At 59.1% G+C, this 20408-nt stretch carries 19 protein-coding genes; 12 read left to right on the forward strand and 7 right to left on the reverse strand.

The window, feature by feature from the left end; all coding sequences use genetic code 11:
* Positions 1 to 231 precede the first annotated feature (231 nt).
* Positions 232 to 1590 (forward strand): putrescine/proton symporter PlaP, encoded by a 1359-nt coding sequence (plaP, locus tag IB144_RS08800; protein ID WP_004148994.1) that lies wholly within the window; start codon positions 232 to 234, stop codon positions 1588 to 1590.
* A 182-nt stretch (positions 1591 to 1772) separates the two neighbouring features.
* Here the strand turns inward: plaP and IB144_RS08805 are convergent, their stop codons facing one another.
* Positions 1773 to 2084 carry a helix-turn-helix domain-containing protein gene (locus IB144_RS08805; RefSeq protein ID WP_002912109.1) on the reverse strand — a complete coding sequence of 104 codons (312 nt, stop codon included), beginning with the start codon at positions 2082 to 2084 and terminating at the stop codon, positions 1773 to 1775.
* 239 nt (positions 2085 to 2323) lie between these two features.
* Between IB144_RS08805 and fusA the strand changes: the two genes are divergently transcribed.
* Positions 2324 to 4426, forward strand: a complete 2103-nt coding sequence (fusA, locus tag IB144_RS08810) for an elongation factor G (RefSeq protein ID WP_065888425.1) — start codon at positions 2324 to 2326, stop codon at positions 4424 to 4426.
* A 217-nt stretch (positions 4427 to 4643) separates the two neighbouring features.
* Here fusA and sbcB read toward each other — a convergent pair whose 3' ends face one another.
* Entirely contained in the window at positions 4644 to 6068 is a 1425-nt protein-coding gene (sbcB, locus tag IB144_RS08815; RefSeq protein ID WP_004899361.1) for an exodeoxyribonuclease I, read from the reverse strand.
* 180 nt (positions 6069 to 6248) lie between these two features.
* Between sbcB and dacD the strand changes: the two genes are divergently transcribed.
* The 6 genes from dacD (at position 6249) to cobT (ending at position 11861) form a co-directional block, all read left to right on the forward strand.
* A complete protein-coding gene (dacD, locus tag IB144_RS08820; protein ID WP_004153104.1) occupies positions 6249 to 7412 on the forward strand; it encodes a serine-type D-Ala-D-Ala carboxypeptidase DacD in 1164 nt (387 codons plus the stop codon).
* A gap of 177 nt (positions 7413 to 7589) precedes the next feature.
* Positions 7590 to 8063, forward strand: coding sequence for a DNA gyrase inhibitor SbmC (gene sbmC, locus IB144_RS08825; protein WP_040215957.1), 474 nt, complete (start codon positions 7590 to 7592; stop codon positions 8061 to 8063).
* 98 nt (positions 8064 to 8161) lie between these two features.
* A complete protein-coding gene (locus IB144_RS08830) occupies positions 8162 to 9220 on the forward strand; it encodes an FUSC family protein (protein ID WP_002911885.1) in 1059 nt (352 codons plus the stop codon).
* Between the two features lie 167 nt (positions 9221 to 9387).
* Positions 9388 to 9711: a DUF496 family protein gene (locus IB144_RS08835; RefSeq protein ID WP_002911883.1), complete on the forward strand. Its 324-nt coding sequence runs from the start codon at positions 9388 to 9390 to the stop codon at positions 9709 to 9711.
* Positions 9712 to 10025: 314 nt separating this feature from the next.
* Positions 10026 to 10766 (forward strand): adenosylcobinamide-GDP ribazoletransferase, encoded by a 741-nt coding sequence (gene cobS, locus IB144_RS08840; RefSeq protein WP_004144121.1) that lies wholly within the window; start codon positions 10026 to 10028, stop codon positions 10764 to 10766.
* 27 nt (positions 10767 to 10793) lie between these two features.
* Positions 10794 to 11861, forward strand: coding sequence for a nicotinate-nucleotide--dimethylbenzimidazole phosphoribosyltransferase (cobT, locus tag IB144_RS08845; protein ID WP_065888424.1), 1068 nt, complete (start codon positions 10794 to 10796; stop codon positions 11859 to 11861).
* 42 nt (positions 11862 to 11903) lie between these two features.
* Here cobT and IB144_RS08850 read toward each other — a convergent pair whose 3' ends face one another.
* Positions 11904 to 13013 carry an adenosylhomocysteinase gene (locus tag IB144_RS08850; RefSeq protein WP_004184774.1) on the reverse strand — a complete coding sequence of 370 codons (1110 nt, stop codon included), beginning with the start codon at positions 13011 to 13013 and terminating at the stop codon, positions 11904 to 11906.
* Positions 13014 to 13211: 198 nt separating this feature from the next.
* Here IB144_RS08850 and IB144_RS08855 point away from each other — a divergent pair, with 198 nt between their 5' ends.
* A complete protein-coding gene (locus IB144_RS08855) occupies positions 13212 to 13943 on the forward strand; it encodes an HPP family protein (protein ID WP_002911879.1) in 732 nt (243 codons plus the stop codon).
* 21 nt (positions 13944 to 13964) lie between these two features.
* Here IB144_RS08855 and IB144_RS08860 read toward each other — a convergent pair whose 3' ends face one another.
* Positions 13965 to 14354, reverse strand: a complete 390-nt coding sequence (locus tag IB144_RS08860) for a tautomerase family protein (RefSeq protein ID WP_004175282.1) — start codon at positions 14352 to 14354, stop codon at positions 13965 to 13967.
* 115 nt (positions 14355 to 14469) lie between these two features.
* Between IB144_RS08860 and IB144_RS08865 the strand changes: the two genes are divergently transcribed.
* A complete protein-coding gene (locus IB144_RS08865) occupies positions 14470 to 15426 on the forward strand; it encodes a LysR family transcriptional regulator (protein ID WP_040215953.1) in 957 nt (318 codons plus the stop codon).
* On the opposite strand, the gene IB144_RS08870 is transcribed toward IB144_RS08865, so the two are convergent.
* On the reverse strand, positions 15386 to 16126 hold the full coding sequence (locus tag IB144_RS08870) for a lipoate--protein ligase family protein (RefSeq protein WP_004184772.1): 741 nt from the start codon (positions 16124 to 16126) through the stop codon (positions 15386 to 15388). The genes IB144_RS08865 and IB144_RS08870 overlap by 41 nt on opposite strands.
* A 46-nt stretch (positions 16127 to 16172) precedes the next feature.
* Complete coding sequence (shiA, locus tag IB144_RS08875; RefSeq protein ID WP_050840977.1) at positions 16173 to 17492, reverse strand: shikimate transporter; 1320 nt, start codon at positions 17490 to 17492, stop codon at positions 16173 to 16175.
* Between the two features lie 343 nt (positions 17493 to 17835).
* On the opposite strand from shiA, the gene IB144_RS08880 reads away from it, so the two are divergent.
* Positions 17836 to 18297, forward strand: a complete 462-nt coding sequence (locus IB144_RS08880) for a molybdopterin-dependent oxidoreductase (RefSeq protein ID WP_014907250.1) — start codon at positions 17836 to 17838, stop codon at positions 18295 to 18297.
* A gap of 10 nt (positions 18298 to 18307) precedes the next feature.
* Positions 18308 to 20218 (forward strand): EAL domain-containing protein, encoded by a 1911-nt coding sequence (locus IB144_RS08885; protein WP_004196289.1) that lies wholly within the window; start codon positions 18308 to 18310, stop codon positions 20216 to 20218.
* Here IB144_RS08885 and IB144_RS08890 read toward each other — a convergent pair.
* Positions 20215 to 20343, reverse strand: a complete 129-nt coding sequence (locus tag IB144_RS08890; protein WP_014343288.1) for a hypothetical protein — start codon at positions 20341 to 20343, stop codon at positions 20215 to 20217. The genes IB144_RS08885 and IB144_RS08890 overlap by 4 nt on opposite strands.
* Positions 20344 to 20408 lie beyond the last annotated feature (65 nt).

A 20408-nucleotide genomic window follows, 5' to 3' on the forward strand; every position in this document is an offset into this window, starting at 1 on the left:
CGTTGAATTTGTTGCAAAATATGCGGCCTGAAAACCAGAGACTAGCCGACGCTTTTTTTTAAAGTGTCGGTTATTTTTTTGGTCGAAAGACACATCATTCAATACCAAGAGGCCGGGCTTCGTACCGGATAGATATTTACTAAAAACCGACAGTCGTTGTCGCTGAGGAATAGAAAGAAATGGGGCAATTTTTTGCTTACGCGCTGGCGTTCACCGTAAAAGGGGATAACTATGTCGCATAACGCTACTCCAAATACCTCTCGCGTGGAATTACGTAAAACGCTTACGTTAGTTCCGGTTGTAATGATGGGCCTGGCCTATATGCAGCCGATGACGCTGTTCGATACGTTTGGTATCGTCTCTGGTATGACCGACGGTCACGTGCCGACGGCCTACGCCTTTGCGTTAATCGCTATCCTGTTTACTGCCCTGAGCTATGGCAAGCTGGTACGTCGTTACCCTTCTGCCGGCTCGGCGTATACCTATGCGCAGAAATCCATCAGCCCGACCGTTGGCTTTATGGTGGGTTGGTCCTCGCTGCTCGACTACCTGTTCGCGCCGATGATCAACATTCTGCTGGCGAAAATCTATTTTGAAGCGCTGGTGCCTTCGATTCCGTCGTGGGTGTTTGTTATCGCGCTGGTCGCCTTTATGACCGCCTTTAACCTGCGCAGCATTAAATCCGTGGCCAACTTCAACACCGTGATCGTGGTGCTGCAGGTGGTGCTGATTGCCGTTATCCTCGGCATGGTGATTTATGGCGTGTTTGAAGGCGAGGGCGCCGGTACGCTGGCCAGCAGCCGTCCGTTCTGGTCCGGTGACGCGCACGTGATCCCGATGATTACCGGGGCGACGATCCTGTGCTTCTCGTTTACCGGTTTCGACGGCATCAGCAACCTGTCTGAAGAGACCAAAGATGCAGAGCGCGTCATCCCGCGCGCGATCTTCCTGACCGCGCTGATCGGCGGCCTGATCTTCATCTTTGCCACCTACTTCCTGCAGCTGTACTTCCCGGATATCTCGCGCTTTAAAGATCCGGATGCGTCACAGCCGGAAATTATGCTCTACGTGGCAGGCAAAGCCTTCCAGGTTGGCGCGCTGATCTTCTCCACCATCACCGTACTGGCGTCCGGTATGGCGGCGCACGCTGGCGTGGCGCGTCTGATGTACGTTATGGGCCGCGACGGCGTGTTCCCGAAAAGCTTCTTCGGCTACGTGCACCCGACCTGGCGCACTCCGGCGATGAACATCATCCTGGTCGGCGCGATTGCGCTGCTGGCGATTAACTTCGACCTGGTGATGGCGACGGCGCTGATTAACTTTGGTGCGCTGGTGGCGTTTACCTTCGTTAACCTGTCGGTGATTTCCCAGTTCTGGATCCGTGAGAAGCGCAACAAGACGCTGAAAGACCACTTCCAGTATCTGTTCCTGCCGATGTGCGGCGCCCTGACCGTTGGCGCGCTGTGGGTCAACCTGGAAGAGAGCTCGATGATTCTGGGCCTGATCTGGGCCGGTATCGGTCTGGTCTACCTGGCCTGCGTGACCAAAAGCTTCCGCAACCCGGTGCCGCAGTACGAAGATGTGGCCTAAGGCATAGCGTGATGTAAATAAAAAAAGCCGGAGGGAAACCTCCGGCTTTTTTTTCGTCTGCGCCGGTTCGACATCGAGGCCTGATTTTTTTGCAGGGCGGCGCTTGCCGGGCCTGGGGGACATAAGCTGACGGGAGGCCGCCGTAGGCCGGGTCAGGCGCAGCCGCCAACCGGCAGAAGAGCTTATCCTGCCTGCACCATAACTTTCAGCAGCGTATCCAGCAGGCCGGGAAAACGGGCGTCCAGATCTTCCCGGCGCAGCGAAATCATGTTCTCCCGTCCTTGAGGCCGTTGCCAGATCACACCGCTGTCGCGCAGGACGCGCCAGTGGTGGGTCATGGTGGACTTGGCCACCTCCTCCTGGCGCAGGGCGTTGCAGCTCAGCTCGCTGCCGTCGGCCAGCGTACGAATGATCTCCAGTCGCAGCGGGTTTCCGAGCGCGGAAAGGACATTTTCCAGGCGAATTTGTTCTCGTTCGGGGTGATTGGCGATCATAATAATCCTGTGTCGGCGGTGGCGCGGCGCATCGCAGCCGCAGCCCATATCGGCGGCTGGCGGCTACTATACCCAAACTCCGGTTCTGATACCACGCGCGCCGCCGCAACCTGCCCAATCGTAATGATAGCAAAAATAGTTCGAATATACTCGTACAGTTGTACTAAGATAGACGCAGTTAAATGAACTGCGGATCATTCCGACCGCAGACTGACCGTCAAAACGACTAAGGACGCATCATGCCCCGACCCATCCCTCTCGAACGTTATCGCAACATCGGTATCTCCGCGCATATCGATGCCGGTAAAACCACCACCACCGAGCGCATCCTGTTTTATACCGGGATGAGCCATAAGCTGGGTGAAGTACACGATGGCGCGGCAACCACCGACTGGATGGCCCAGGAGCAGGAGCGCGGGATCACCATTACCTCGGCGGCGGTAAGCTGCTTCTGGCCGGGGATGGACCGCAGCTTCGAGCCGCACCGGATCAATATCATCGACACCCCGGGGCACGTGGATTTCACCATTGAGGTGGAACGTTCTATGCGCGTGCTCGACGGCGCGGTGATGGTGTACGACTCCGTCGGCGGGGTGCAGCCCCAGTCGGAGACCGTCTGGCGCCAGGCGAATAAATACCACGTTCCGCGGCTGGCCTTCGTCAACAAGATGGACCGCCCGGGGGCGGACTTCTTCCGCGTGGTGCAGATGATGATCGACCGCCTGAAGGCTAACCCGGTGCCGATTGTGATACCTATTGGCGCTGAAGAGCATTTCACCGGCGTCGTCGACCTGGTGAAAATGCGCGCCATCCTGTGGGATGACGCCACCCAGGGCATGACCTTCAGCTATGGGCCAGTCCCTGACGAGCTGTTGGCGACGGCGCAGCAGTGGCGGGAGAAAATGGTCTCGGCGGCGGCGGAAGCCAGCGATGAGCTGATGGATAAATACCTGGAAACCGGTGAGCTGGACGAGGCGGAGATCGTCGCCGGCCTGCGCCAGCGCACGGTGAAGGGGGAGATCCAGGCGGTGCTCTGCGGGAGCGCCTTTAAAAACAAAGGCGTGCAGCGCATGCTCGATGCGGTGGTGGAGCTGATGCCATCGCCGCTGGATATTCCGGCGATACAGGGCATTGATGAGAAAGGTCAGCCGGCGGAACGCCATCCGAGCGACGATGAGCCGCTGTCGGCGCTGGCGTTCAAACTGATGACCGACCCCTACGTCGGCCAGCTGACCTTTATCCGCGTCTACTCCGGGACGCTGAAGAAAGGCGATGCGGTGTGGAACCCGGTGAAGGGCAAAAAAGAGCGCATCGGGCGTATCGTGCTGATGCAGGCCAACGACCGTCACGAAGTTGACGAACTGCACGCCGGGGATATCGCGGCCTGCGTCGGTCTGAAGGATGTGACCACCGGCGATACGTTATGCGATCCGGATGCGGTGATTACCCTCGAACGGATGGAGTTTCCGGAGCCGGTGATTTCGCTGGCGATCGAGCCGAAGACCAAAGCGGACCAGGAGAAAATGGGCATCGCGCTGCAGCGGCTGGCGGCGGAAGATCCGTCGTTCCGTCTGCATACCGATGAAGAGTCCGGCCAGACGATTATCTCCGGCATGGGTGAGCTGCATCTGGAGATCATTGTCGACCGGATGAAGCGCGAGTTTGGCGTCGAGGCCAACATTGGCCGTCCGCAGGTCACCTACCGCGAAACCCTGCGCAAGAAAGTGACGGACGTGGAAGGCAAATTTGTGCGCCAGTCCGGCGGCAAAGGGCAGTATGGCCACGTCGTGCTGACCCTGGAGCCGCTGGCGCCGGGCAGCGGTTTCGTCTTCGAGGACGCCACCAAAGGCGGGGTAGTGCCGCGCGAGTACATCCCTTCCGTGGAGAAAGGGCTGCGCGAAGCGATGGGCACCGGCGTGCTGGCGGGTTATCCGGTGGTTGACGTGAAAGCGACCCTGACCTTCGGGTCGTACCACGACGTGGACTCCTCGGAGATGGCGTTCCGCATGGCGGCGATCTTTGGCTTCCGGGAAGGCGCGCGCAAAGCGGATCCGGTGATCCTTGAGCCGGTGATGCACGTCGAGGTGGAGACGCCGGAAGAGTACGCCGGGAATATTATGGGCGATCTCTCTTCCCGTCGCGGGATGGTGCAGGGGATGGAAGAGCGCTTCGGCAGCCAGATCATCCGCGCCGACGTGCCGCTGGCGGAGATGTTTGGTTATTCCACCACGCTGCGCTCGATGTCGCAGGGACGGGCAACCTACAGCATGGAGTTCCACCATTACGCGGAAGCGCCGCGTAATGTGGCGGATGAAATCATCGCCAGCCGCGCGAAAAGCTAAGCAACGTTCCCGGGTGCGACGCGAGGCGTCTTACCCGGGCTACTCTGGTACCAGCGCCCAGGCCCGGTAAGGCGAAGCCGCCACCGGGCAAAAAGGTAAGCGTGAACTGGGGACGCAATGCCCGGCGGCGCTGCTGGACTGCCCCCCAAAAGTTGGACACCCAACTGAGTTTGTAGCCCGGGTAAGGCGTTAGCCGCAACCCGGGAATTTCAGCCAATCAGACAATATCCTGCGCGTACTGCCACAGCGCCTTCAGTTGCGCCAGCTTCTCTTTATCATCCGCATACTGCTGATACAGCATCTGCAGCTCATCGGCATAGGCCTGCAAAAACGCCGGCGTAAACACCTGACGACGATGCTCTAACCAGCGCTGCTGCTCATGTTCATCGAGCGTGCCGGGGAAGTTGCGCGCCCGGTAGTTAAACAGCAGGCGTTCGATGCGCTGGTCGGCGAAGGTGATATCCAGCGCCGGCAGATTGCGCGGTTCGGTTTCCAGCACGATTTTCATCGCCGCGCGGTCGGCATCGCTAAAGAACCCATTGTACAGCTGGGCGTCGACGTTTTCGGACGGCACGAAGGGTTCGGCTTCGGCATAGACCGCCACTACCTTCTCGCGCACCTGCGGATTCGCCCGCAGCAGCTGGGCGTTCTCCAGACAGCGCTGAATAGAGATCCCCAGCCGGTCGGCATCCTGCGGGCGCAGGGTATTGGCCTGGGCCAGTACCGGACATTTATTTAAATGCACCAGCTTAATCGGCGCCGCCGGCAGATCGCCAAGCTCGGCGCGCGGGGTGTAAAGCCGCTCGCGCAGGGCATCGGCATCCAGTTCCAGCAGCGGCGCCATATCGCCCGCCAGATCGACCATAATCACCGCATTGCGGTTTTCCGGATGCCAGGCCAGGGGCGCCACCAGGCTGGTGTTGCCGCGCGCGGCGCCAAACATGCCGGAGACATGCACCAGCGGTTTCATCTGCGGCACGTCGATGAGCGTCGCCAGCTTGCGCTTATTGCGGTGGCTGTAGAGATAATCAAACAGCCGCGGCTGCCGGGTTTTCACCAGCTTCGCCATGGCGATGGTGGCGTACACATCGGCCATCGCGTCATGGGCGTTCTGGTGTTCAATACCGTTGGCGACGGTCAGATGTTCAAGCCGGAAGCTCGGCAACCCTTCGTCATTCTCCGGCCAGGCGATCCCTTCCGGGCGCAGGGCATAGCAGGCGCGCATCACGTCGAGCAGATCCCAGCGCGAGTTATCGTGCTGCCAGCTCCAGGCATAAGGGTCATAGAAGTTGCGATAGAAGATATTCCGCGTCACTTCGTCATCAAAGCGCACGTTGTTATAGCCGACGATACAGGTTTGCGGCACCGTGAACAGATCGTGGATGCGGCGGGCAAATGTGGCCTCATTATCCCCTTTGGCCAGCGCTTCCTGCGGCGTGATCCCGGTGATCATCACCGCCTGCGGCTGCGGCAGGTAATCGTCAGCGGGTTTGCAGTAAAACACTTCGGGCTCGCCGAGCACATTCAGCTCCGCATCGGTGCGGATGGCGGCGAACTGCGCCGGCCGGTCGAGGGAAGGGCTGGTGCCGAAGGTTTCATAATCGTGGAATAAAAATCCGGGCTGGTTGACGCTATCTTGCATAGTCTGTTCATTATCCGTGGTGGCGTGCGACCGGTATGGTAAACGATTTGCCCGGTCATCAGAAGGGTCGCGGCAAGCAACTTCCTCTGCTGTGTCATATTTTCTTGCAATTAAACCCTGATATGAAACGCGAAGTTCCGTAAAAAGGACGGCGGATCTGTAAATCTAGAGGATATGCCGTTGAAAGGCCGTTTGTTTATTGCTGTATCTTTGCTCGCTTCGAGCGTTTCCTGCGCATTTGCCGTCGACTTACCTGCTACGGTCGCGCCGCCTTCCATTCAGGCTGGCTCCTGGGTGCTGATGGATTACACCACCGGTCAGGTCCTGACCGCGGGTAACGAACATCAGCAGCGCAATCCTGCCAGTCTGACCAAACTGATGACCGGCTACGTGGTCGATCGCGCCATCGACAGCCATCGTATCACCTTTGACGATATCGTCACCGTGGGTAAAGACGCCTGGGCGAAGGGCAACCCGGTGTTCGACGGGTCATCGCTGATGTTCTTAAAGCCAGGGGATCGCGTCAGCGTCCGCGACCTCAGCCGTGGGCTGATTGTCGACTCCGGTAACGACGCCTGCGTCGCGCTGGCCGACTATGTCGCCGGCGGCCAGCCGCAGTTTGTCGCCCTGATGAATCAGTATGTCGAAAAACTGCACCTGCGGGACACCCATTTCGAAACTGTCCACGGCCTCGACGCCCCGGGCCAGCACAGTTCGGCCTATGACCTCGCGGTGCTCTCGCGGGCGATTATTCATGGCGAACCAGACGTCTACCACATGTACAGCCAGAAAAGCCTGACGTGGAACGGGATCACCCAGCAAAACCGTAACGGTCTGCTGTGGGATAAAACCATGAACGTCGATGGCCTGAAAACCGGCCACACCTCGGGCGCCGGGTTCAACCTGATCGCCTCGGCGGTGGATGGCCAGCGCCGGCTGATCGCCGTGGTGATGGGGGCGGACAGTCCGAAAGGCCGCGAGCAGCAGGCCGCTAAACTGCTGCACTGGGGGCAGCAGAACTTCGACACCGTGCAGGTGCTGCAGAAGGGGCAGAAGGTCGGCACCGAGCGTATCTGGTACGGCGATAAAGAGCAGATTAAGCTCGGCACCGATCAGGATTTCTGGTTAGCCCTGCCGAAGGCGGAAGTGTCGCGCATTAAAGCGAAATATGTGCTGGATAAGAAGGATCTTGAGGCGCCGATCGCCGCCAATCAGCGGGTTGGCGAGATTTCACTGTATGACGGCGACAAGGTGGTGGGGCACTATCCGCTGGTCACCCTCGAAAGCATCAATAAAGGCGGAGTGTTCTCGCGAATGAGCGATTACCTGCATCACGAGCTGTAACCACGCCAACCGCCTCTTTGCAGGCGGTTTTTTTTCGTCTGTCGCTCGTGCTGGCGGGGCGCCTGTTTTTACAGCAGTGTGGTGGCGACTCTGTGAATTCGCGCACATACTGAGGGGGGGATCTCCTGTTAAATTAACTGTATATTTATACAGCAATTTATCTCCAAAGGAGGCAAGATGAACTACAGCATCACCACCCTCGGCAAGAAAACCATCGCCGGTTTCCATCTGGTCGGGCCCTGGGATCACACGGTCAAGCAGGGGTTTGAGCAACTGATGATGTGGGTTGAGAACCACCAGGTGCCCGCCCGCGAATGGGTGGCCGTCTACTACGATAACCCGGAGGAAGTGCCGGCGGAAAAACTGCGCTGCGCGACAGCGGTCGCCGTGGATGAGGATTATGTCATTCCCGCCAACAGCGAAGGGGTGATCCTGGCGGCGATTGCCGGCGGGGATTACGCCTGCGCCCGCGCGCGGGTGGTGGATTACGACTTCGCCACCCCGTGGATGCAGTTTTTTGACAACCTGCAGCAGAGCACGGCGTATCGCATCGCCCCCCAGCCCTGTTTTGAGGTCTATCTTAACGACGGCAACCACGACGGCTACTGGGATATCGACATGTATGTTCCCGTTGAGCGCGTCGCGTCGTAGCGGTTTACCCCTGTTCCGGACAAGGTTTTTTACATTCCCGGCATGCTCCGGGCGAAAAAGCAGTTACAATTGGCCTTTTCGTTTTGCCGGAGAGGGTTGTGCGCGCTGATAAATCACTCAAGCCATTTGAGATCCGCTTGTATCGCCATTATCGGGTGGTGCATGGTGTGCGGATTGCGCTGGCCTTTGTGCTCACTTTTTTGCTGGTGCGGCTGCTGAACGTGCCTGAGGGAACCTGGCCTCTCATCACTCTGGTGGTGGTGATGGGGCCGATCTCCTTCTGGGGTAACGTCGTGCCGCGGGCGTTTCAGCGTATCGGCGGCACGATCCTCGGTTCGGCGCTGGGGCTGGTGGCGCTGAAGCTTGAGCTAATCTCCCTGCCGCTGATGGTCCTCTGGTGCGCGGCGGCGATGTTCCTCTGCGGCTGGCTGGCGCTGGGCAAGAAACCCTATCAGGCGCTGCTGATCGGCATTACTCTGTCGGTGGTGGTCGGGGCGCCGCCCGGCGATATGCATACCGCGCTGTGGCGAAGCGGCGACGTGATCTTCGGCTCGCTGCTGGCGATGCTGTTTACCGGCATCTGGCCGCAGCGGGCGTTCATCCACTGGCGCATCCAGATGGCCAGCTATGTCACCAACTTTAACCGCCTCTACCAGGCCGGCTTCTCGCCAAATCTGGTGGATCGACCGCGGCTGGAAAAGCATCTCCAGCAGGCGCTGAACGACGTGGTGAAAATGCGCGGGCTGATCACCCCCGCCAGCAAAGAGACGCACATCCAGAAGGCGATCTTCGAGGCTATCCAGACCGTCAGCCGCAACCTCGTCTGCATGCTGGAGCTGCAGATCAACGCCTGGTGGGCAACGCGTCCGGGTCACTTCGTGATGCTCAATGCGCACACCCTGCGGGAGACGCAGCAGATGACCCAGCAGACGCTGTTGTCCATCGCCCACGCGCTGTACGAAGGGAACCCTCAGCCTGTGCGCGCCAACAATGAAAAGCTGACTGAGATCGTCCTCGAACTGCGCCAGCTGCTGAAAGAGCAGGGTGATGACGGCCTGGCGGAAACCCCGGTCCATGGCTATGTTTGGCTCTCAATCGAACTGGCGCGCCAGCTGGAGCTGCTCTCGCATCTGATCTGCCGCGCGTTGCGCAAATAAACATCAGATGCACCGGGTAACCACATGGGTTGTTTCGATTCAGCAGCGTTTAGGGTTATGATAAACGCAAAGGAAAAAACATTGTCATCAGCGGCTGCTAGCAGTTATGTTAGCCCTATAACGCAGTCGCTTTACGAATCCGAATCTCAATTATTAGGGGTGTAAAAATGGAAACAACTAAGCCTTCTTTCCAGGACGTACTGGAGTTTGTTCGTCTGTACCGTCGTAAGAACAAACTGCAGCGTGAAATTCAGGACGTTGAGAAAAAGATCCGTGATAACCAGAAGCGCGTTCTGCTGCTGGACAACCTCAGCGACTACATCAAACCGGGCATGAGCGTGGAAGCCATCCAGGGCATCATCGCCAGCATGAAGAGCGATTACGAAGATCGCGTTGATGATTACATCATCAAAAATGCCGAGCTGTCCAAAGAGCGCCGCGACATCTCGAAAAAACTGAAAGTGATGGGCGAAGCCAAAGTCGAAGGCTAAACCCTGCCGGTCCGGCGGCGTTAAGCGTCGCCGGGCTGTTCCGCGTTTCCCTCTCTTCCCTGCTTTTTTCTGCGAAAACTTTGTTCCGGCAACTGCCTCTCCTCACCGACACTTTGCTATACTGGCCCGCGAAAAACGTATTGATATCGGAAAGGTTTCTCTCATCCTGGCCGGGCATCTGACGCAGCGGCGTCAGGGCGATATCTCAACACCTCTCACCTCTCCGACGATCGATTCGCCAGAAGACAAACTCAGGTGCTGACCGGGCGCGACAGAACTCTTCCGCTGCTTTCGCCGACAGGAGTCAACCTCACGTGATTAAGTCATTCTTTGCTGCACTCTCGTTTATCAGCCGCCTGCCGGTCCCGGCGCGGTTATCTCAGGGCCTGGAGATCGAACAGTACCAGCGCAGTATCGTCACCTTTCCGCTGGTCGGTTTACTGCTCGGCGCCATCGCCGGCGCGGTGGCGCTCCTCCTGCAGCCGTGGTGCGGCGTCCCGCTGGCGGCGCTTTTCGGCGTGCTGGCGCTGGCGCTGCTCACCGGCGGATTCCACCTTGACGGGCTGGCTGATACCTGCGACGGCATTTTCTCCGCCCGCACCCGCGATCGGATGCTGGAGATCATGCGCGACAGCCGGCTGGGCACCCACGGCGGGCTGGCGCTGATCTTCGTGCTGGTGGCGAAAGTGCTGGTGGTTGGCGAGCTGCTGCTGCGTGATATCCACCCCATCGCAGCCCTGGCGGCGGCCTGCGCCGTCGGTCGCGGGATGGCGGTGCTGCTGATGTATCGTCATCGCTATGCGCGGGAAAAGGGGCTGGGCAATCTGTTTATTGGCAAAATTAGCCTGCAGCAGACGCTGGTGACGATGGCAATGGCGATCGCGCTGGCCACCGCCCTGATGGGGCTGCAGGGGCTGCGCGCCGCGCTGATCACCCTGGTGCTGATCTGGGGTCTGGGATGGGCGCTGAAGCGAACCCTCGGCGGGCAGACCGGGGATACCCTCGGGGCGGCGATTGAGCTGGGCGAATTACTCTTTTTACTGGCGCTGCTGTAAGGCCTGACACCAACGGTGAGGAACAGAATGGAAACACTTTCGGCGTTACTGGCTGCCATTCCGCAGCCCGATGTGGCGGCCATGGCGCGCGCTCAGCAGCATATTGATGGCCTGTTAAAGCCGCCCGGCAGCCTTGGCCGTCTGGAGACGCTGGCGGTGCAGCTGGCCGGTCTGCCTGGCTTGCAGGGGCAGCTGGCGCTGGCGGAGAAAGCGATTGTGGTCATGTGCGCCGACCATGGCGTCTGGCATGAAGGCGTGACCCCTTCGCCGCAGGGGGTGACGGCCATTCATGCCGGCAATATGGTGCGGGGCAACACCGGCGTCTGCGTGCTGGCGGCGCAGGCCGGGGCCAGGGTGCAGGTAGTGGATGTCGGCATCGATGCCGACCCGCTGCCGGGCCTGATTAACCTCAAAGTGGCCCGCGGTAGCGGGAATATCGCCCGGACGGCGGCGATGAGCCGCCAGCAGGCGGAGACGGTGCTGCTGGCCAGCTTGCAGCTCACCCGCCAGCTCGCTGCCGACGGGGTGAAAGCCTTCGGCGTCGGCGAATTGGGAATGGCCAATACCACCCCGGCCGCAGCGACGATCAGTGTCCTGACGGGCAGCGACCCTGACGCGGTGGTGGGCTGTGGGGCCAATCTGCCGCTGGCGCAGCGGGGCCATAAGGTGGCGGTGGTGCGCCAGGCGATAGCCCATAATCAGCCGAACCCGGCGGACGGGCTGGATGTCCTGGCGAAGGTGGGGGGTTACGATCTGGTGGGCATGACCGGGGTGATCCTCGGGGCGGCCTCCTGTGGCCTGCCGGTGGTGCTGGATGGCTTCCTCTCCTATGCCTCTGCCCTGGCCGCCTGCCGCATGGCCCCGTCGGCGCACCCTTATCTTATTCCTTCACACCTGTCGGCGGAGAAAGGAGCGCAGATCGCCCTCGACGCGCTGGGTCTGCGGCCGTATCTCGATATGGACATGCGCCTGGGAGAGGGCAGCGGCGCCGCGCTGGCGATGCACCTGTTGGATGCCGCCAGCGTGATGTACAACCAGATGGGAACGCTGGCGCAGAGCAATATTGTGTTGCCCGATAGCGCGCCGTCATCCTGATGGTAAAGCGCATCGTCCCGCGATGGGGGCGATGCGCCGGGTTTACAGGGCCTGCTGCCAGACCGCCTGGGGCAGGAGATAAACCTTCGCCGGGGCGCGCATGCCGTCGGTGACAATATGGCGGATGCCGCTGGCCATCACCGCCAGGGTGACGTCAAAGGCGTTCAGGCTGTCGCCGAAGCCAGCGGTCAGATTGAGCATTGAACCATTGGCCAGCAGATAGACGGTTTTGTCGGCCATGCGGTAGGCGTTGATATACGGCATCACCTCTTCCTGGGGGTACTGGCGCAGGTACTCGCCGTCGATCTCTTCCGCCACGTGGCCGACGTTAAGGATAAATACTCCCGCTTTCGCCCGGTCCAGCGCCTGGCGATTAACCACGTTTTTACCGCCTGTCGCCGTGGCCACCACGTCCGCCGAGGCGATAGCCTCCTGGAGGTCCACCACGTGCCAGCCGTCGTAGGCCGCCTGCAGACGGCGGGCAGGATCGATCTCCGCCACCATCACCTGACCGCCAAAAGCTTTTGCCGCTGCCGCGACGCCCTGGCCGACCAGGCCGTAGCCGATCACCAGCACTTTTTTCTCATGCAGGGTGAGGTGAGTGGTCTGGAAGAAGGTGTGCCAGGCGGTGAGACCGACCATATGGCGGTTGTGCAGCCCCTCTTTGACCGGCAGATCGTCCCAGTTAAAGATCGGATAGCCTGGCTGAATATCCCCCAGCCGATTGACGCCCGAGCCGGTGGCTTCCAGACCCGCCACGATGTTCCCAAACTCGCCGCGCTGGTGGAGCAGGGTGGTGATATCGGCGCCCATCTCGCACAGGTGAGTGGGCTGCCAGGCAATCGCTTTTTCCCATGACTGTTGCCAGTCGGCATCGCTCATATTGCGCCACGCGCAGGCCTCGGCGCCGCGCTCCACCAGCCAGGCCACCACGTCGTCCTGCACGGTGGTGGGGTTACAGGTGGTTAAAAAGACCTGAGCGCCCTTGTCGAGGATCCCCTGCACCAGCGGGATCATTTTCATGTCGAGGTGCATACAGCAGGCCAGACGCACGCCGCTGAGGTCGGGCAGCGCGGCGACCTGACGCAGGGTGCGCGGCATATTCTGGCTGGCCCATGCCACTTCTTTCGCTAAAGAGATTTTATTATTCACTGGGTTATGACCTTCAATTCGCAAAAGGGGTATCCCCCTGACCGAAAAGGGATTCTATCAGCCCCCGCGAGAATTCACAGCACAATGCCGTCGGACATCGCCGCCCGCGCTATCCCCTGCGAAAGACAGGGTTGTTAATTTAAGGTTAAAAAAAGAAAATAAAATATAAGTAATTCCTATGATTTGAGCGATGAAGCGATGTTGAGTGTTATTCCTGCGGGGATATTTTCACGGCTGCGGATTTTCCTTGGCCGCCTGAAGCCGCACGCGCTGCCGGTGGCCCGCCGGCATATCGTGCTGGGATCCATTGGCGCCGGCACCGGACTGGCGGTGACCAGCATGTTCAGCCACTGGCTGCTCGGCGAAGTCAATCTGTGGTTTATTGCCCCGATGGGGGCCTCGGCGGTACTCCTGTTTGGCGTACCGAGCAGCCCGCTGGCGCAGCCGTGGTCGATTGTCGGCGGCAACGTGCTGTCGGCGCTGATCGGCGTCACGGTGGGTATGCTGGTCCCCGATGCGGCGCTGGCCTGCGGTCTGGCGGCGGCTCTGGCCATCGCCGGGATGTATTTTCTGCGCTGTCTGCATCCCCCCGGCGGCGCGGTGGCCCTGACGGCGATCCTCGGCGGCGCCGGGGTGCACAGCGAAGGCTATCACTTTGTGCTGACCCCGGTGCTCCTCAACTCGCTGATGCTGGCGCTGCTGGCTATTGTGTTTAATAACCTGGTTGGCCGCCGTTATCCGCATCCGCTGGCGGCGGAGGAGGTCAAATCCAGGGCGGTGCCGCTGGGTATTTCGGTCACCCGGGAAGATATTCACGCCGCGCTGCTGGAAGGCCAGTTCCTCGACATTGATGAAGACGATGTCCAGGAGTTGCTGGAGAATATCGAGCAGCAGGCGCGGCAGCGTATCGCGACGGCAGCCCGCCGCTAAGGGCGTACTGCGGGCTGCGGGTTACAGATCGCCGGTAAGATACTGCGCGACCCCGCGGCCAAAGCTCCAGTCGCCTTTCTGGTTACTGATAATCGACACCATCAGGTCATCGCCGCTCAGGCCGCAGTGTTCTGCCAGCTCCTCCTGCAAAATGGCGAAGAAGCGCTGCTTCTGCGCCTCGCTGCGTGGGCTGGTATAGACCCGCACCACCACCAGATCCCGCGTGCGGGTCAGTCCGAGGCCGGTATCTTCAATCACCATATGGTGGGCTTTGTTTTCATGAACAATCTGGTAACGGTCGCGTTCTGGTACCTCGAAGGCGCGTAGCACGGCGCGATGGGCGGCATCCAGCAGGGTTTTGACCTCCTGTTCCGTACGGCCTTCAATCAGGTCAAATGTCAGTAATGGCATGCAGGTGCTCCTTATCGTTAGGGAATAATGATGGGCTCAACAAGATGCTAGCCGATGCCGCCGCCGGCAAAAACCGCTATAGTTGAATACATTGTTTTTACTGGTGAACAATCACATGAGCGAGAGTCGTCCGGAGAGTTACTGGCCCCATCTGTACTGGCTGACGGTGCTGGAAGAACAAAAAAGCTATACCCGGGCCGCAGAAAAGCTGGGGATCAGCAAGTCGGCTATCAGCCAGAAAATCAGCGAGCTGGAGCGGGTGACCGGTAAAACCCTCGTCCATCGCACCACCCGCAGCGTGAGCCTCAGCGACGACGGACTGCGGCTGGTGGCGGAGCTCAACGAGCCGTTTGGTCAGCTGCGGGATATTTTCACCGGCGCCTGCGATGAGGGCGGGCCGCTGCGGGGAACGCTGCGCCTGACCGCGCCGGTGGCCTTTTCCCGCCAGCAGCTGGTCCCGGCAATCGCGCCTTTTTTGCATCAGCATCCCCAGCTGCATCTGCAGCTTGAGGTCACCGACCGGCTGGTCTCTCTGGCCAGCGAAGGGTTCGATCTCGCCATCCGCCACTGTCGGCGCGAGGCGCTCCCGGATACCCATGTCGCCTGGCCGCTGTGTCACACCGCGACGCTTACCGTCGCGTCCGCCGACTATATTCGCCGCCATGGCCGCCCGGAGACCCCCGAAGATCTGCGCCACCACCAATGCCTGACCTATCCCCGTGGGCCACAGCGCCCGCAGTGGACGTTCGCCTCCCGTCAGTCGCCCGATGCTCGGGTGACCATCAACGTGCAGGGGCCATTCGCCACCAATAACAGCGAGTCGCTACGTGATGCAGTGCTGGCGGGGCTTGGGGTGGCGCTGTTGCCGGATTTCAGCGCCCGGGAGGCCATTGGCCGCGGGCTGGTGCAGGAGCTGCTGCCGGCGTGGCAGCCGATAGAGGTGTTTGCCGACCGGCTGTACGTCATCCGGCCCTATACCCCGCGCGTGTCACGCGCGGTGGAAACCTTCAGCCGCTACCTGAAAGCGACCTTCAGCGAGACGCGTCCAGCTCCTGCGCCAGCGCCTCGCTAAAGCGGGGCAGCAGATGGCGCTCGCCGGGAAGCAGTTGCGCGAGAGTAACGGTCTTGTCAGCGCAATAGACCCGCTCGCTGCCGAGCTGCGCTTCGAAGGCGTTCGCCGCCTGATGCGCCGCGCTCAGATCGGCGTCAATAAGGATCACCGCATGGGCCAGCACCACGTGGCCGCCGCCCGCCGCCAGCGGCCGCCAGTACTGGGCGGTACCGACAATCTTGCGCGCCTCCGCGCCTTCTCCGCAGGCAAGATTATACCGTCCATCGCAAAAGGAACCGCTCACCGCCCGGGGGTGGCTGGCAACGCCGAAGCGCGCGAGGGTGCGCTGCAGCACAGCGCACAGCGAATGATAGATCGGTTCGGCGGCTTCGCCGAGCGGCTGCTGCACCGGCCAGGCGAGGCTAAGGTTGATAATGCCCGGCCCCTGGGGCACCAGACCGCCGCCGGAGCGGCGAAGCCATACCGGCCAGCCGCGCGCGGCAAAATGCGCGCTGACCGCCGGCAGATCCGTAAACTGACGATAGCTCCCCGGCACCACCAATCCCTGCGGCGCCTGCCAGAGCTGGGCGACGGCCTCGCCGGCGCTGGCTTTAGCAAACAGCGGCTGTTCGGCCTGGGTGGGATCCTCGCAAAACTGCAGCGCCAGCGAGGAGGGGGAAAAACGGCGAGGCCAGCAGTCGGCCAGGGTTAACTGAGACATGCATTCTCCTTACCGGAGGGCGCGGGTTACGCCCTCCGCTGGTGGGTCAGTCGACGGGGGGCTTTTTCATCAGCAGCGCGGTGAGCGCTGACAGCAGGCATCCTGCGGTCAGATAGAGGGCCACGCTGTGCCACGATCCGCCGGAGAAGGTGACCAGCGCCGCGGCAATAAACGGGGTAAAGCCGCCGCCGACCACGCTCGCCACCTGGTAGCCGACGCCGGCGCCGCTATAGCGATAGCTGGCGCCGAACAGCTCGGTAAACATCGGCTGCTGGACGCAGACCACCATATCATGGGCGATATTGGCCAGCATCAGGGCGAAGAACAGGATCCAGAAAACGGACTGACTCTCCAGCGCCATAAAGAACGGGAAACCGCTCAAAGTGCCGATCAGCGCCCCGGTGATATAGATCCGCCGACGGCCAAAGCGGTCTGCCAGCCAGGCGAAGCAGGGGATAGTCAGGCAGCTAAGACCGCCCACCAGCAGGCCAATGTTGAGAAACAGCTCGCGCGGCAGGCCGAGGTTTTGCGTGGAGTAGTTGAGGGCGAAGGCGGTGACGATATACATCGTCAGCAGCTCACACAGACGCAGGGCGATAATCAGTAAAAACGCTCCCGGATGGCGAAGCAGCGCTTCCACTACCGGTAGCCGCTTTTTCATCTGCGGCGCGTTGTCCTGGCTCTGCTGCGCTTCAAACTCCTGCGATTCCGCCATGCCGTTACGGATCCACAGCGCAATAAGGACCAGCACCACGCTGAACAGGAACGGTAAGCGCCAGCCCCAGCTGAGGAACTGCTGGTCGCTGGTCAGGCTGCTAATCAGCGATACCAGCCCGGTAGAGAGCAGGAGGCCGACGCCGTAGCCCACCTGCACCCCGCTGCTGTAAAAGGCTTTTTTCCCCTGTGGGGCATTCTCCACCGAGAGCAGCGCCGCGCCGCCCCATTCGCCGCCGACGGCGAATCCCTGAACCGCACGCAGGAACACCAGCAGCACCGGCGCCCACCAGCCGATCTGGTTGAACGAGGGGAGCAGGCCGATGCAGGCAGTGGCGATACCCATCATCCAGACGGTCATCATCAGCATCCGTTTCCGCCCGAGGCGATCGCCGAAGTGGCCAAAAATAATTCCGCCGAGCGGGCGAAAAAGAAACCCAACGCCGAAGGTGGCAAAGGCGGCAAGCGTTCCCATCGCCGGGCCGATTTGCGGGAAAAATTCGCGGTTGAACACCAGCGCGGCGGTAATGCCATAGAGAAGAAAATCGTACCAGTCGACCACCGCGCCGGCAAAACTACCCCAGGCCGCCCGCCGGGCGCGATGTAGTGAATCTGGCGCCTCGCCGGGCTGCACGCTTATTGTTGAATCCATACCCTGTCCTGTCAGTCACGTACTTCATTGTTATTGGAATGAGACGCTTTTACCGTTGCGTCTGCTCTGAGACTATCGCGCAGCGGCCGTGGAGGAAAGTAGTTTGCCTGCTAAGCGGGGGAGATGGCGTAAAAAAGAATCGATGGGAAAGGCGGGCGAAATCACACCTTGGACTCAACATTCTGGCAATTTGCCATCCAGCTTATACTTTTAATTAAATCAACGGATAACAAAGATGGACACCTTTTAAGAATCGACGTAAATGGTTTACACTTAACGTGTCTCCTTCTCTGGAATGGTGAGTAAAATGCGTCTACTTCTTGCAGTTTTATTTTGTTCTGTCATGTTGCCTTCTGCTTATGCTGAAAAACTGCCTGCGCCGACAGGAAAACCTGTGCTGACCATTTCCGGAAAAATCGGAAATATGAATGTCGGCGACAAGGCCGTTTTTGATCTCGCAATGCTGGAAAAACTGGGGATGAAGACGATAGAAACCACCACCCCCTGGTACACCGGCAAGGTTCGTTTTGACGGCATTCCCCTTAATAAACTCATGGATTTAGTCGGCGCGAAAGGCACATCGGCCCGCGTGCTGGCGCTGAACGACTACACCACCATTATCCCGATTGATGATTTTTATAAATTCCCGGTCATTATGGCGTTAAAAATGAACGGTCAATATATGCGCATTCGTGATAAAGGCCCGTTATTTATTGTCTACCCTTACGACAGCAGTGCTGAATTACAGAACCAGATCTATTATTCCCGATCGGCCTGGCAAGTTTCAAAGATGATTATAGAATAAGGGTTGGATCTTGAATCGAATACTCACGGCTATTATTTTGTCGTTATTTGTTGTCACCGGATATATTACTTATCTGGTGCATGAGCGACAAAGTGAGTTGCAAAAATTTACCCGCTATACGGACTCGTGGTCAATGTCGCAAATGGTGTCGGAATATATGCGGCTGGAGTCTCGTCTGGCGGGAATGGCGATTGGGGCCGAAGGGGCGGACCACGATGAGGTGCGCCTGCGTCTTGAGATCATGATGAGCCAGATCGAGCTTCTGCAGGAGGGCGATCTGGGTAAATTTATCAATAAAAGCGAGCAGCGGAAGACGGTGGTTGCGACGCTGATTCGTAATCTTCATCTGCTCGATAAACAAGTTGATACCATGACGCCGGAGCAGGTCAGACAGATCCTGCCGGTGTTAAGCGAGCTGGATGGTCCGCTGACCTCAATGGCCGCCGCCACCCTGACACAAGATATCAATATCGTTAATATCACCCATGATAAAATCCAGCATCTCTATTATATCTACTCGGTGATCTCCATTCTGCTGATCGCCATGTGTATAACTCTCGGTCTGCTGATGCTCCGACAGAATAATAATCTGCGTCGCGCCCATGTTCGTATGAAAACGCTGGCCAACGATCTGCAGGCCTCGAAAGAGAAGCTGCAGGTGCAGAACCGCCGACTGCAGTACGATGCCTACCATGATTCGCTGACCGGTATGCCCAACCGTCTCTCTTTCTGGCAGCGGCTGCAGGAGATCGTCAACCAGGTGCGTCCCTATAAGGGATGCGCCGTGGTGATGCTTTTCGACCTCGACAGCTTTAAGGATGTGAACGATACCCTTGGCCATGATGCTGGCGATAAGCTGCTGCAGGATCTGGCCAGTCGCCTCTCTTTTTTCCGCAAAACCTCCGAGACGCTGTATCGCCTTGGCGGTGATGAGTTTGCGATGCTCTCCTACGATCTCACTGAAGAAATGGCCCTTGAGCGGGCCAATGTTATCCGGGAGAAGATCAGCCAGCCCTATCAGATCTACGATGCGCAGATTAATATCGACGCCTGCATTGGGATCGTGATCTCGGACGGTGAAAGTCGTACCGATTATCTGTACAAGTGCGCCGACCTCGCGCTGTATGAGGCGAAAAAAGAGGGTAGCGGCCATGTGCAAATCTTCCGGCCGGGGATGCTGCAGCGCCTGCAGGAGAACAAATCGTTTGAAGACGATCTGCTGCAGGCCCTGGCCCATGACGAGTTCAAAGTCTACTATCAGCCGATCGCCGATACCGTCACGCGCGAAATCTACGGCTATGAAGCGCTGGTTCGCTGGTTCCATCCGGTGCGCGGCGCCGTGCCGCCGACGGTGTTTATTCCGGTGGCAGAGAAAATCGGTCTTATTAATGCCCTTGGCGAATGGGTGCTGAAAACCGCCTGTGCCGAAGCGGCCAGCTGGGCGACGCCGCTGAAGGTCTCGGTCAACGTTTCACCAATTCAGTTGATGAATACATCGCTGACCGACACCATTATCGAGGTGCTGCATCAGACCGGCCTCGATCCGCGACGTCTTGATCTGGAGATCACCGAGTCGGACGTATTCAATGAGAACACCCGTTCGCTGGAAATTCTCAGCCAGCTGCGCGAGCAGGGCATTCAGATCTCCATCGATGACTTTGGTACCGGCTATTCTTCCCTGTCCCGTTTAAGCTACTTCCCGTTCGATAAAATTAAAATCGACCGCTCGTTTGTCATCAATATTCCGGAACAAAAAGACGATCTGGATATCGTCCGCCTGATTATCAGCATGGGAAAGAGCCTGCATATGCGCATTGTGGCGGAAGGTGTAGAGACCGAAGAGCAGTTGGCTTCGCTGCAGGCGCTGGGATGTGACCTGGTTCAGGGATATTTAATCGGCAAACCGAGTCCGCTGCGCTAACAAATTTTTAACGTGTCTACTTTTATTCTCCCGGGCGATTTCAGGATCCTGAAATCGCCTTTTTTATTTTCTCTTAGCGCTAATCCCTGCGAGGTATAAAAAGGAGTAGGCGTAAAATTCCACAACAAAATAATATCCTTAACGTTTAAAAGGGGTATATGATATGCATCATATAGGCTATTTCTGAACG

The organism is Klebsiella sp. K4 (genome assembly GCF_014596785.2).
Lineage (GTDB): Bacteria > Pseudomonadota > Gammaproteobacteria > Enterobacterales > Enterobacteriaceae > Klebsiella > Klebsiella pneumoniae.

What these genes read in the sequence shown, in the direction of transcription:
- plaP (WP_004148994.1), top strand. Translation starts at nt 232, where the DNA reads ATGTCGCATAACGCTACTCCAAATACCTCTCGCGTGGAATTACGTAAA.
- IB144_RS08805 (WP_002912109.1), bottom strand. Translation starts at nt 2,084, where the DNA reads ATGATCGCCAATCACCCCGAACGAGAACAAATTCGCCTGGAAAATGTC.
- fusA (WP_065888425.1), top strand. Translation starts at nt 2,324, where the DNA reads ATGCCCCGACCCATCCCTCTCGAACGTTATCGCAACATCGGTATCTCC.
- sbcB (WP_004899361.1), bottom strand. Translation starts at nt 6,068, where the DNA reads ATGCAAGATAGCGTCAACCAGCCCGGATTTTTATTCCACGATTATGAA.
- sbmC (WP_040215957.1), top strand. Translation starts at nt 7,590, where the DNA reads ATGAACTACAGCATCACCACCCTCGGCAAGAAAACCATCGCCGGTTTC.
- IB144_RS08835 (WP_002911883.1), top strand. Translation starts at nt 9,388, where the DNA reads ATGGAAACAACTAAGCCTTCTTTCCAGGACGTACTGGAGTTTGTTCGT.
- cobT (WP_065888424.1), top strand. Translation starts at nt 10,794, where the DNA reads ATGGAAACACTTTCGGCGTTACTGGCTGCCATTCCGCAGCCCGATGTG.
- IB144_RS08855 (WP_002911879.1), top strand. Translation starts at nt 13,212, where the DNA reads ATGTTGAGTGTTATTCCTGCGGGGATATTTTCACGGCTGCGGATTTTC.
- IB144_RS08860 (WP_004175282.1), bottom strand. Translation starts at nt 14,354, where the DNA reads ATGCCATTACTGACATTTGACCTGATTGAAGGCCGTACGGAACAGGAG.
- IB144_RS08865 (WP_040215953.1), top strand. Translation starts at nt 14,470, where the DNA reads ATGAGCGAGAGTCGTCCGGAGAGTTACTGGCCCCATCTGTACTGGCTG.
- IB144_RS08870 (WP_004184772.1), bottom strand. Translation starts at nt 16,126, where the DNA reads ATGTCTCAGTTAACCCTGGCCGACTGCTGGCCTCGCCGTTTTTCCCCC.
- shiA (WP_050840977.1), bottom strand. Translation starts at nt 17,492, where the DNA reads ATGGATTCAACAATAAGCGTGCAGCCCGGCGAGGCGCCAGATTCACTA.
- IB144_RS08880 (WP_014907250.1), top strand. Translation starts at nt 17,836, where the DNA reads ATGTTGCCTTCTGCTTATGCTGAAAAACTGCCTGCGCCGACAGGAAAA.